At 56.8% G+C, this 12772-nt stretch carries 10 protein-coding genes and 2 pseudogenes; 1 reads left to right on the forward strand and 11 read right to left on the reverse strand.

The window, feature by feature from the left end:
* Positions 1 to 71: 71 nt before the first annotated feature.
* Entirely contained in the window at positions 72 to 992 is a 921-nt protein-coding gene (locus C8029_RS14775) for a sugar ABC transporter substrate-binding protein (RefSeq protein ID WP_009572673.1), read from the reverse strand.
* Between the two features lie 120 nt (positions 993 to 1112).
* Positions 1113 to 2123, reverse strand: coding sequence for an inositol 2-dehydrogenase (gene iolG / locus C8029_RS14780; protein ID WP_152003175.1), 1011 nt, complete (start codon positions 2121 to 2123; stop codon positions 1113 to 1115).
* A gap of 143 nt (positions 2124 to 2266) precedes the next feature.
* Here iolG and C8029_RS14785 point away from each other — a divergent pair, with 143 nt between their 5' ends.
* Positions 2267 to 3289, forward strand: coding sequence for a LacI family DNA-binding transcriptional regulator (locus tag C8029_RS14785; RefSeq protein ID WP_009572671.1), 1023 nt, complete (start codon positions 2267 to 2269; stop codon positions 3287 to 3289).
* A gap of 90 nt (positions 3290 to 3379) precedes the next feature.
* Here the strand turns inward: C8029_RS14785 and C8029_RS22430 are convergent, their stop codons facing one another.
* The 9 genes and pseudogenes from C8029_RS22430 to C8029_RS14825 all read right to left on the reverse strand — a co-directional run bounded on the left by C8029_RS22430 (position 3380) and on the right by C8029_RS14825 (position 12772).
* Positions 3380 to 3520 (reverse strand): hypothetical protein, encoded by a 141-nt coding sequence (locus C8029_RS22430; RefSeq protein WP_009572670.1) that lies wholly within the window; start codon positions 3518 to 3520, stop codon positions 3380 to 3382.
* A 331-nt stretch (positions 3521 to 3851) separates the two neighbouring features.
* Positions 3852 to 3956 (reverse strand): annotated as a pseudogene (locus C8029_RS22435) (IS5 family transposase); the annotation flags it as partial.
* Positions 3957 to 4110: 154 nt separating this feature from the next.
* Complete coding sequence (locus C8029_RS14795) at positions 4111 to 4950, reverse strand: FAD:protein FMN transferase (RefSeq protein WP_226946349.1); 840 nt, start codon at positions 4948 to 4950, stop codon at positions 4111 to 4113.
* A gap of 81 nt (positions 4951 to 5031) precedes the next feature.
* Positions 5032 to 5595: a nitrous oxide reductase accessory protein NosL gene (locus C8029_RS14800; RefSeq protein WP_152003176.1), complete on the reverse strand. Its 564-nt coding sequence runs from the start codon at positions 5593 to 5595 to the stop codon at positions 5032 to 5034.
* Positions 5592 to 6418 (reverse strand): annotated as a pseudogene (locus tag C8029_RS14805) (ABC transporter permease). Before C8029_RS14805 ends, C8029_RS14800 begins: the two are co-directional and overlap by 4 nt.
* The gene (locus C8029_RS14810) at positions 6418 to 7302 is read right to left on the reverse strand and encodes an ABC transporter ATP-binding protein (RefSeq protein WP_152003195.1); all 885 of its coding nucleotides are present in this window, start codon (positions 7300 to 7302) and stop codon (positions 6418 to 6420) included. The pseudogene C8029_RS14805 and the gene C8029_RS14810 overlap by 1 nt, the downstream one beginning before the upstream one ends.
* Entirely contained in the window at positions 7277 to 8605 is a 1329-nt protein-coding gene (locus C8029_RS14815; RefSeq protein ID WP_152003177.1) for a nitrous oxide reductase family maturation protein NosD, read from the reverse strand. The genes C8029_RS14810 and C8029_RS14815 overlap by 26 nt, the downstream gene beginning before the upstream one ends.
* Positions 8605 to 10545, reverse strand: a complete 1941-nt coding sequence (nosZ, locus tag C8029_RS14820; protein WP_009572663.1) for a TAT-dependent nitrous-oxide reductase — start codon at positions 10543 to 10545, stop codon at positions 8605 to 8607. Before nosZ ends, C8029_RS14815 begins: the two co-directional genes overlap by 1 nt.
* Positions 10538 to 12772: a NosR/NirI family protein gene (locus C8029_RS14825; RefSeq protein WP_009572662.1), complete on the reverse strand. Its 2235-nt coding sequence runs from the start codon at positions 12770 to 12772 to the stop codon at positions 10538 to 10540. The genes nosZ and C8029_RS14825 overlap by 8 nt, the downstream gene beginning before the upstream one ends.

Below are 12772 nucleotides of genomic sequence, written 5' to 3' on the forward strand. Positions count from 1 at the left end.
TCTGACCTCCCTTTTTCAAGTGGAGCGGCACTTTTGTGCCGCTCCGTTCTTGTGCTTGGTGCCACCCGGAGTTAGCGGATGCCTTTAGCCGACAGTTCGATAACCTGAGCAGCCTTGTCAGCCGTAATCAGGTTCGGACCCGAGGGAACATTGCCACCGGGCATCAGGCCAAATTTGGCGTGCAGCGCCATGAAGTTGACGGACAGATAGCCCTGCAAGAACTGCTGCTGGTCGATCGCAAAAGCAGCATCGCCATCGACGATGGACTGCAGGAAGCTGGCCGACAGATCGAACGAAGCAACGTTTACGTCGCGACCAGATGCTTTGGCCGCGGCAACTGCAGGCTCACCCGCGGTCGAGGCGCCGAGGGCCATCACCGTGTCAATAGCGGTATCCGAAGATAGAGCTGCGGCCACCTTGGCTTCGATCTCCGCTGGATCGTTGCTGGTTGGCAAGACGGTCACAGAGCCGCCAAAACCTTCGGCAAAACCGTCGCAGCGCAGGTCAAGCGAGACGTTGCCGACCTCTTGGTTCACACAGATAGCGGTTTTGCCGCCCATCTCAGCCAGCTTTGCGCCAGCAGATTTCCCCGCATCGAACTCGTCCTGACCCACATGAAGAAGGGCACCAAGGCCCTTGGAGACATCCGAGCCGGAGTTGATCGAGATGACCGGAATACCAGCCGAAACGGCGCGCTGGATTGACGGTCCAAGCGCATCTGCGTCGGGAATCGACACGATCAGACCAGCCGGTTCCTGGTTTACGGCAGCGTCGATGAGTTGTGACATGGCGACCATGTCGAATGTTTCCGGCGAGCGATAGTCGACGTTAACGCCGGCGTCCTTGGCCGCTTGTTCGGCACCATTTTTTACAACCGACCAAAACGGATCGTTGGCCTGACCATGGGCGACAACAACGATGTCCTGCGCAAGAACTGGCGTTGCGATCGCAAACGCGCTCGCAGCCAGAGCGGCTTTTACAAATTTTTTCATGGATCTCCTCCCTTAGGTTCCACTGATTATTTGGGGCGAGGCCCCGCGTTCATCCGGCTGTACCGGATTTCGTATCCCCGGCCTTTGTCGGTCGGAGAAATCTGTTTCGAGCGCTCGCTGTTACGCCAAGACTGGCGCAACCTCCTCCAGCAAGACCGCCCGACCCAACTCTAACGACCGATTTGCAGCCTCAGCCATTGCCAAAGCCGTCACGCCATCCTCAAGGGTGACAGGGAACGTCGATTTCGTCTCGACAGCTTCGACAAATGCGATCCATTCCGCCTCGTATGCCGGCATGTAGCGTTCGAGGAAGAAGTAGGTCGGCTTGGCTCCGGTCACGCCCGCCACTGTGGATTTCACCATGGTGTTTTCCAGCATGTTTTGCGCCTGAAGCAGCCCTTCCGAGCCCAGCAGTTCAAGACGTTGATCATAGCCATAAACGGCGCGCCGCGAGTTTTTGATCACGGCAATTTTGCCGTCGGCATATGTCATCGTCACCACGGCGGTATCAACGTCACCCGCAATCCCGATCTCGGGGTCTACGATAGACGAGCCAACGGCAGAAATGCTGACAGGTGCCTCCCCCATAATGAAGTTTGCCATGTCGAAATCATGGATCATCATGTCACGAAACAACCCGCCAGACACTTTGATATAAGAAACTGGTGGCGGGGACGGATCGAACGACGTGATCGACAACAGTTCCGCTTTGCCGACCTCACCGCCAGCCAGCGCGGCTTTTACGGCCGAGAAGTTTGGATCAAAGCGGCGGTTAAAGCCGATCATGACCGGTCGGCCAGACTGTGCGACCGCCGCTTGACACGCGCGGGCCCGCTCAAGGCTGAGATCAACAGGCTTTTCGCACAGCACCGCTTTGCCGGCGGCGGTTGCGCGTTCAATCAAATCCGAATGCGTATCGGTCGATGTCGCAATAAGCACCGCATCAATCGTTGGATCGTCGATGATTTCGTCCGTGGTGCGCACCTCGCAACCAAAGTTCGCTGCGAGCTGTTTTGCGTTTTCGGCAATCATATCCGAAACCGCCACAAGTGTGCTCTTGCGGTGTGCGGTGATGGCTTTTGCGTGCACTGTCGCAATCCGTCCCGCACCGAGAAGTCCAACCTTCAACATGCATCCTCCCTTTCCCGAATCTTGGGTATGTATGGAGTCATAACGGCAACCTGCACGCGCGTGCAAGAATAAATTGCACGCGCGTGCAAACACATTGTCTTTTTCGGCTCCGTCGCGATACACTCGGATGAACGGAGGGCCGAATGAGCCAGATGGAAAACCAGAGGTCGGACGAGACAGTGACCGCAGACGATGTCGCAAAGCTGGCAGGCGTCTCGCGCTGGACGGTTAATCGTGCCTTTAAAAAAGATGCCTCGATCTCGAGAAAAAGTCGGGAAAAAGTAATGGGTGCCGCGCAGACGTTAGGCTATGTGCCCGATCTTCTGGCCTCAAGCCTCGCCTCCGATCGCAGCAATCTTGTCTGTCTGTTGATCGACGATTTTGCCAACCCGCACAAACTTGTCATGTTGGAAAGATTAACCCGAGTTCTGCGCAAGAACGGATTGGACACGCTTCTGGTGAACACCTCCGATGAAGAGGACACCTCTGCTGCACTGCTCAACGCCAGCCAAAGACGCGTAGATGCCGCGGTTCTCATCGGCATACAATTCACGGATCGCAGCCTCGCGACCGCTTTGGGGGCGCGCCGCGTGCGTAAGTTGATCGTCTTCGCACGCAGCTCCGAAAACCCCGATACGATTTCGATCTGCTGTGACGACCGTGCGGCAATGAACGAAATCACGGATTACATCGTAGAGAAAGGCTATCGAAAGCCGCTTTTTCTTGCGGGTCCGCAGTCCACGTCGGCGCATTTGGGGCGCAAGGAGACATTTCTCAAACGCTGGCAGGATGCATTCGGCGCAACGCCGGATTTTGTTTCAGTGGCCCGCTACGATCCGCAGTTGGCTTATGATCAGGTTGTAGGTTATTTTGCGGATCACCCGGCCTTGAACAACGTTGATATCATCGTTTGTGAAAACGATGCACTTGCCGTTGGGGCCGTTGATGCGATCCGCACGAAACTGGGGCTCCGCGTCCCCGAGGATATCGCCGTCATCGGGTTTGATGACATTCCTCAAGCCGATAGCGCGAATTACAAATTGACCACATATCGCCAGCCTCTCTCGGCAATGGCCGAAGGATTGGTCGAAGTCCTGAAAGGGACGTCCGAAAATGAGCATCTCCGCCATTTTCTGGGCAAGCTTGTTGTTCGTGAAAGTGCTTGATGTAGGCCTTGACGGCTTTGTCATGGTGTTCGGCTGGCCTTGTTGCATAGATCGACTGCAGTCTGGAACGCGCCGTCCCCGAGACGGAATTCAGGCGGTGCGTTCGAAAGTGGGCTGACCAAGTCCGGTCATCCGGTGGAGAATCCGGGCGCCAATCTTGGCTTCTGTCTTCTGATTTGCGTAGGAGCGCGCTTTCAGCTTGGTCTCGATGACAGCTTTCCAGTGGCCCATTTGGGTTTCCCCTCGGTTCCGTTGTTTGTAGCGTGAGATCTTCTGTCAAGCCATCCGCCCGTGGACATGATCTGTGCAATAGCCCGGTCGCGTGGCGTCGGATGTAGCGCCGCGCTCGGCCTCAAGGTTGTGTTTTTGGGAGGCAGGAACGCAATCTCGATCAGTCCGCCAAAGCGGTCGACGAGAAGATCACGTGTTAAGCCGCCGCCGTAAGCCCCGTCTGCGAGGAATAGCTCAACTGGGCCGTCGACTTGATCCAACGGGTCCGGAACAGCGTTGGGACGCCGATGCCGTCCATGGTCAGATCCAAGCAGACAATCTCGGCTGACAAGATCACGCCTTGCGTTTGCCGCAGCGACTGCTTGAGGATCAGGCCCAGCGTCAGACACATCTCTATCGCCAGATCAGAATAGTGTGGCTGCCCGCCGCGCGTCGTTATCTTCCGGCCCGTTGATCACCCGGTGCCTTTGTTTCAGGATCTTGTCACAGCGATCAGCGAGGAACGTGTGCGGCATTTATGACATCCTGAACGAAACAAACCGCATCAATATCAGCGCAGGACCGATCCATGCAACACGGCTCTGTGGCGTCTATATGGCGTCGGCCATTGTTTGTACGCTTTCCAAAACGGCATCTTTGTCTCCGCGCAACAAACCCCGAGCTTCATTGCGATCTTTTGCGACACACAGACCGGTTGAAATGGCATCCGCAAGTGCTGCGTTTTGGGCACTGACGGAGACCTGCCGGATGTCCGTTTCCAAAATTCCGCCATGGCGCGGGTCAAGGATGTGGCCGATTTGGCCAGTCGCGCTCAAGCGCGTTCCAAAAGGCGCGGATGTGGCCAAGGCCCGCCCCGTCAAGGCGCGCGTTTTCACTTCGCCCGCGATCGTAACAGGCCAAGCGGCTTGCCCATGCGGTGCGCCCATGGCAATGATTTCCCCGGTATCTATCAGCACATCTTCGATCCCCTCGCGGCGCATCAATACCGCGATGCGGTCGGCGATATACCCCTGTGCAATCCCATTCAGTGTCAATTGCTGATCCGCTGACATACGAATGCCTTCGCTGTCAAATGACACACGATCAAATCCGATCCGTGCCCGTGCGGCGGATATTTCGGTATCATCAGCGGGGCGACCCATACTATAGGCATCGGCCAATACGCGCCAAAGCGGTTGTACGGTCGGGTCAAATCGACCCTCCGTGAGGCGATGCGCGTGGCGGGCGATGGACAGGCATTCCAGGAGTTCAAACGAGGGGGCCTCCAGATGGCCTGCGGCGTTCAGTTGGACGAGCTCCGAATGGCTGCGATACAGGCTAAAAATATCTTCCAGGCGGGAGATTTCTCCAAGCGCACGTTGAGTGATGCCCTTTGCATTCGGATGATCAAGGATGATCCGCGCACGGGCCCCCAATGCGGTGCCTGCCATTGAAACGCATGCGCGGACGGGGCGATCAGGCAAGACGCGCAAGCCATTGAAATAAAACGGCGACGGGTCATAAATGTCATATCAGTTTGTCCTGTCTTTGGGGGCCAATGCGCGCAATCGGTTGGCAATGTCGGATTGATTTGAGGGTGCCGGCTCTACGGAGGCCGCCGCCAATACATCTTGTGCTGTGATGTCCTCAAACCGGAGCAAAGTACCGCCGTGGCGCTTGGTAAAGGCGACGGCAGCCGCCTTGCTGGAAAAGGGTACGAACTCAGAGGCTTCCATGCCGCCCATTTGATCGGAGCCCACCACATAAATAGCTTGGTCCGCCGCGATCCAAGCGCCCGGTTTGGCCCAACTTGCCGCATCTGCCATATCCTGAACATAGGCGACCTCCACGGCGTGGCTCTGTTCAGGCATGTGCAGATAGGCGATTGTGTCTCTGACCTGAGAGAAAAAGATCGGGGCAAGCAACCCTGCAAGGTGGATTTGTCCCTTGGGACCGTCATGTTCCAGCAGGTCCATCTGACAATAGTACCCCACGGCTTCTGCTGACATCTCAACCGGCTGTGGCAATGCGACGGTTTCTGTCTTGCACGCGCTCAGCGACAGCACCGCTAATGCGATCAAAATACTCCGCGTCATGGTTCGACCCTTTCAAATGCGCCCCGTGCAAGGCCAGCGGCCAGAACCACCCAGACCAGCAGCGATGCCAGTGGCTTCCAGAGCGCAATGGATTGCGCCGCTCCCGCGAGGCCGGACGCCGCGCCAACCGCGTCGGATGCGGCCAAGTTATAAATCCGGAAAGCGTCAGCGGGATTGGCAACCAACAACCATGGGAACACATCTGTGGTGAAACTCCCGCCATCGTCCGCGACAATGGCCGCCAGAAGTCCCAGATCGTAGAGAACAACCGTTACCAACCATACCCCAATGGCAAGCCCGGCGGCAGCGAAGGGCGACGCGACAGGCCAGAGATCATCTGTCCGAGCGATAAAAACACCGCCCCCAGCAACACCGAGGTCCAGATCAATCGCAGCAGGGCTGGCAGCCCGTCCATTGCGTCCCCACCGCTGAACCAAAAGGCGACCAGCGCTGCTGTGCCATAGCCGAGAGAGACAGCAACGATAATCAGCACCAGTTGCGCAGACAGCTTGCCGACCAGCAATTCGCCCCGGCTGACCGGATAGGCCAGATACAACGGCAGCGTCCCCCGCTCGATCTCTCCGGCGATGGCGTCGAATGAGATGACCAACGCCATCAACGGCACCAAATAAACCGACAAAGACGTCAGGCTGGCAACGGTGACGGACAAGCGATCGGCCCCCACCGCGCCAGTTGGGGCCGCTCCGGCAATGGCCAAAACCAGAGAAAACAACACCATCAAGACAACCGCGATGCTGAGCCAGCGATTGCGCAGGGCAATGGCAAATTCAATTTGGAAGGTGGAAAGCACGCGCAACAACATCACGCAGCGCTCCTGCTGATTTGAACATAGATGTCGTCAAGACTTGGCGGCAGAATATCGAAATCCTGTATCATATCGCCCAAGGCCGCGATCCGGGCCAGAATACCCAGCTTGTCGGCCTGCATGCAGTCCACTATCAAGATCTCGCCCGCGTGTCGCGCCTCTGGAAAGACGCTGGCGATCTGCGGTGAACATCCTTGTCGGGGGTGTATATGTACAGTCAAAGGCAGGTCTGCGCCGCTGCGCAGCTTGCTGAGCGATCCGTCGGCGACCTTGCGACCCTTGGACAAGATCGCGATGCGGTCGGTGCGGACCTCCACCTCGGACAGCGCATGGGACGACATCAATATTGCCGTACCGCGCGAGGCCAATTCATCGAGCAAGGCATAAAATTCCCGGCGCGACACGGGATCAAGCCCCGTTGTCGGTTCGTCCAGCACCATCAGCGCGGGACTGCCGATTAACGCCTGCGCGAGGCCAACACGTTGTCGCATGCCTTTTGAATATGTCCCGATCCGCCGCCGGGCTGCATCAGCCAGCCCGACCTTGGCTAGCAATCCGTCCGCTTCTTGTGCCGAACGGCCGCGCAGCCGCAGAAAGTGGTGGATTTGTTCACGCCCTGTCAGCGCGGGATGAAAGGCGATGTTTTCTGGCAGATAAGCGGTCAGATCACGCGCATTGCGCGACCCCGGTGCGTAGCCCGCGATCGTGAGGGTGCCAGAGGACGGCGGCAGCAGGCCCAACACCATTTTCATCAACGTCGATTTGCCTGCGCCATTGTGGCCCAGCAAGGCCACGCGTTCGCCCGGCGCGATGGATAAATCCACGTTGTCCAATGCGGCCTGGCCGCCGTAGCGCTTAGTCAGGTTGGAAATCTGTAGCATCGTCATGGCTTGCTCCGGTTGCCCAATGTGGTGTCGATTGGGCGAGTAACAATAGGTTCTGTGGTATCGTCAGCTTGGGTGCCACAATCAGCGGGTGACTGTCGATCACGCCCCCGATCGCGGTCGCGGGGAACTGTTCTTGGCTCCAACGGACTAGCTGAACCGCTGGCGACCCGATCAGCAGCTTGGCGGCGGGTTGAGACCACAGGATGTGGTCCATCACATCGTTGGGGCGATAGGTGCTGTCGGCGCGATCATCTCCGTTCAGGTCGAACGACGGATGATCCGACCAGAAATTCCCACGCCCCTCAAAGCTCCATTCGACATCACTTGCGCCAACATATTTGACCTGTATGTGGTTGCCGATAAAAGCATTGCCCGTGACGGTGTTGCGCTCAGACCCGGCAGTGAAATGAATCCCGATATCGCAGCCATTAAAGCTGTTTTCAGCCAGCAGGTTGTTGTGTGAATTATAGACAAAAGCGCATTTTTCCGCGCCGCCGCTTACCTGATTGGCAAAAATATCGGACTTGTTGGTATAGTTCAGCATCACGCCATAATCGCGGTCGTTGATCGAGATATTGTCACGCGCCACGATCCGGTCGGAATACATCATGGCAAACCCAAGATGGTTGCCGATACTGACATTGCCCGAGATTTCGCTGTCATTGGTATACATGTAATGCACAGCAAAGCGCAGGTCTCGAAACAGATTGCCGCGATAGATGTTGTGTTTGGACACGTTGGAAAATATCCCATCACGGCCATAGCGAATGTCGTTGTCTTTGACGATCGATCCCGGTGCATTCCAGACATAGACACCGTTTCCACGATCATTCATACGCGAGAGTTGCAGGCCCTCGATCCGGTTGTCTTGGACCAGCGCATCACGGGCACCATGAATATCGACACCAATCAAATTGCCCTTGAGATCGTTGTTCAACACCTGCGCACCGCGTGCCTTTTGGGTCAGCTTGACCCCGGCATCTCCCGGCTCATGTACGCGGCCTGAATTGATCAGCGTCAGCGATTGAATGGTTACATCGGGGGCGTCAACCGTAACGACAGATCCCACCCCGCCTGCGTCGATGATAGCCCCTGTCGTGCCAGTCAATGTCAGTGGGATTTCAATATGCACCGGGCCCGCATAGTGGCCCGATGCGAGAACGATCTCGTCCCCCGCGCGTGCCGCCCACAACGCGCGCGCTAGCGCACCGTCACCGGGTTGCACATCAATCCGGTCCGCCAAAGCAGGCAAGGCGGCAAAGATCAACACAAAGGCAAGAGGGACGAGACGTGTCATCAGGCTTTCGGCTCCACAAGCATACGGCCGCGCATTTCCATGTGCAGCGCATGGCAGAACCACTGGCAATAGTACCAGTACACGCCGGGTTTTGCGGCGATAAAGGTGACCGACGCGGTCGCCTGCGGCCCGATTTCCATCGCAACGCCGTGATTGCCCAAAGTGAAGCCGTGAGTCAGATCGTCGATGTCATCGAGGTTGGTGACATAGACGGTCACCTCGTCTCCCTCCTTGACGGTAAAGCTCGACAGGCTGAACTCTGGTGCTTGGCTGGACATCCACACCCGAACCTTATTGCCATCGCGGATGACCGTGTCTTGCCAGTCATCAATGTCGATGCCATCGATTTCAGCCTGTGCGCGGGCGTCAGCCCACATTGGATCATGGCGATCCCAAACATCCACCGGGTTGACGATATCACGGCGCACAAGGATCACATCATGCGGTTCCGCAAAGGTTGGCCCGTCATGTACCACCTTCATGTCATCGGTCGAAATGTCGATGATCTGCTCGTTTTCGGGCTTCAACGGGCCAACGTTGATGAACCGGTCCTTGGAGAACTTATTAAGTGAAATCAACCAGTTGCCATCTGCTTCCTTGGTTTCACCCATGGTGGTATGGTTGTGACCGGGTTGATAATGCACATCGACCTTCGAGACGATGGGATCGACATCTGCGCCAGCGTAGGCCTCGACGGCCTTGGCAATGTCCCACTTTACGATCTGGCTGTCGAGGAACAGCGTCGTATAGGCAAACCCTTTGCCATCAAATGCGGTGTGAAGTGGACCCAGACCCAACTCCGGCTCAGCCACCACAGCCGAGCGCGGATCGGCATCTTCCTCGAACAGCGCGTCCAGCTTGGTCACATCCAGCACCGTGCAGGTCGGCGATAGCTTGCCCGCAATCACTACGTGCTTCATGTCTGGTGCCGTGTTGATCCCATGCGGGCTGTTGGGCACCGGAATGTACCGGGTGTATTTCTTGTTTTGGCCTTTACGTCCGTCAATCACCTTGACGCCGTTCAGCTCGATGTAATCACCTGCCGCGATACCTGCTTCGATCTCCGCGAGATTGAACACCACCGCGTGGTCGCGTTCGGCTTCCATCATCTCCGGTAGGGTCATGCCCATTTCCGAGTTATACGAGGTCGAAAAGGCATATTTACCCTGATAGTCGCAATCGGTGTTGTCGAGGTTGCCCGACACCATCACTTGCCACGCGATTTCCATCGTGTCGCCGTCAAGCGCAGTGAAAAAGTTTACATATTTTTCCGGTTCATCCAGTACAGACCCGTCATTCACCATTGGCGTTTCGTCTTCACCATTGGCAAACACATAACCGGTCCGCGGGAATTTCTGTGGACGCAGGCCGTGGATCGCCTTGGCATTGGGGATGTCGACGATCTTGTCGCATTTCATCACATCACAACGTACGCGGGCCACACGGGTGTTGGCCTTGTCGTTCACGAAAATAAAACGGCCATCATAGGTGCCATCGGTGAAGGACATGTGCGGGTGGTGCAAATCGCCGTTGTCGTGGACCTTTTTGCCCTGCGCCGCCAGATATTCCTTGGTCTGGGGCATCATGTCTTGGGTCAGGATCTTGAGGCTTTCGTTGGTCTGGCCCCACCCTGTCGCGGAGCAGCGGTTGAACACGGGCACCCGCATCAATTCGCGCATGGACGGGAAGCCAAGGATACGCAATTCGCCGGTTTGGCCCGAGGACCAGAAGCCATAGTAATCGTCCAACTCACCCGGCACCGGGCTCAGGTGATCGCTGGCCTGTGCCATCGCTGCGCCGGTGCCTGCCGCTGTCGCCGCGACAGCACCACCTGCCAACAAGCCCAGCCTGCCACTCGTGCCGCCCAAAAGTGCAGCACCGGTGGCCGAGGCCCCTATAAACCCGCGCCGACTTAGGCCTTTTTTGTCCACATCAGACATCTTGAAGCTCCTTTCTTGAGTTCTTCACGTTGGGATGATTTGCAATTCGAGCGTCCAAAGCCGCATCAGATGAGCTGGCCTTGGCGCGCCGTTTCATTTTCTTAATGACAACGGGGCATTTTGCTTCGGATTGGTACAACACCTGACAGTGCAGGCAGTTGATGCATTCGTTCGGATTGATTTCACCGGTTGGGTGGATCGCATCGACGGGGCATTCATGGGCACAGGTTTGGCAGGGGTTGCCGCATTCATGATACCGTTTCAGCCAGTCAAACATCCGCAGTCGCGCCGGGATGGCCAGCGCCGCGCCCAGCGGGCACAGATAGCGGCAAAAGAACCGTTCGACGAAAAGTCCCGCGATCAGCAAGGCCGCGACATAGGCGACAAAAGGCCAAGCGCGCATGAATTTCAGAATGATGGCGGTCTTGAACGGTTCAATTTCGGCCAAATGTTCGGCCTGCTCAATGGAGTAGAGCGAGACCCCGAACAGCCCGAGGAAGATCATGTATTTGATCGGCCAGAGGCGTTCGTGCAGCCCCCACGGCAGTTGCACCTGTGGGATGTGCAGCGCGCGGCCAATGCGATTGGTCAATTCTTGCAAAGCGCCGAAGGGGCAAAGCCAGCCGCAATAAGCACCACGTCCCCAGAACAGCAACGCTGTGGCGACGGCAAACCACAAAATGAACGTCAGTGGGTCCAACAGGAACGCCTGCCAGCTAAAATCCGTGACCAACGCGCCGAACAGTGCCATCAGGTTTACGACTGAAAGCTGCGCATTGGCGTACCAGCCCAGAAACACCAGAGTGACAGTCAGGAATGACATCCGGAACCAGAAATAGAACCGCGCCGAGCGTGTCACATATTGCTGGAAAAAGAACACCAGCGTCAGAACCGCCAGCATCGCCAACAATCCCGCAATTTCGATGGTTTTATCTTCCCAAATCCGCTTCCAAAGTGCGGATTGCGCAGCGGCTTCGACCTGTTCTCCTGATGCCGAGGCCGTCGATTGTGTGGGCTGTTCAGATACGGTCTTGCGTTGGTATTGTGATGGCAGCTGATAGCTGAGTTCAAACGTGGTAAAAACCTTTTCGATGGCCGCAACATCGCGGTGCACCAAGAGCTGAATGCGGAACGGCAACGTTGGATCAAAGCCACTGTCGGCTGGGATTTTGAACAGATCGCGTTCGGTAAACTCCGGCGCGTCATCGACCGCAATGAGCCCCATCCGACGGTGACCACGATCGCGAAAACGTACGGTCACGTCGTCTTGGATCAGGACGATCCGGTCAAAGATACCGCCGCGCACATAGCCCGATCCCTTAAAGGAATATAGGCCACGGCCGACAATGACGATGGCGTTTTCACCTGGCTCCAACCAGCCCTGAAGATTGCTGTTTTCCGCGTCGCCCAAAATGGCTTTACCGATGCTGGGCACGCTGACCAGTGCGGCTTGCATGTCGATAAAAGTGGCCTCTGTCGGCTCTGTCAGGGCCCGTTTGGCGGTGCGCGGATCGTTCATCGCGGCAAAAGCGGCGTTGATTTGCCCCACGTCCAGCGACAGACGTCTGACAGTGCCATCGCCTTCCATCTCCATCCAGCTGTCTGGTGCCGTGGCGTCTGGGTCGATCTCAAAACTGTGGTCGGCTGATGTCGTCGCCTGTAACCCACCCAGACCCAACGCCCGGGCCACTTTGAGCCCCGCGCGGATGATACCGTCGTCAATCACCATAACGGTCACGGTCGCGCCCGAAATAATGTTAAGATCATGGGCAGAGCCACGCGCTTGGGCCTCTGCCACAAGATCAATGCCGCGATAATCATGCACCATCGCTTTGATCTTGCTGTCAGGAATGCCGATCAACACGATCGGCTCGGAATGCTTGATCAGTTCGACGCCCAGAACCCGCGCGTCTTGATCGACGGCCACCATCGTATGGATCGGTTTTCCAGAATAGCCCGTGGTTCCGACGAAATCCGAAGTGATGAAAACATATCCGATTTCCGCGCCCTGGCGTAGCAAAGGTGCCACGGGAACATCGTCACGAATCGGACCAAAGGCGTCACTGCCCTCGACAATTTCATTGGGATTTATCTGAGATATATACTGTGAAAGCACAGTCGGCGCTGTTTGCGAGAGCGCGGGATTGGCCGAAAGACTCGCCAGCAGCATCAAGGCCAGCGGAGCCAGTAAGCGAAAGATCGTTAGGTCTCGTGGTGTGGGCAACAT

The organism is Roseobacter sp. TSBP12 (genome assembly GCF_009129705.1).
Taxonomy (GTDB): domain Bacteria; phylum Pseudomonadota; class Alphaproteobacteria; order Rhodobacterales; family Rhodobacteraceae; genus Celeribacter; species Celeribacter baekdonensis_A.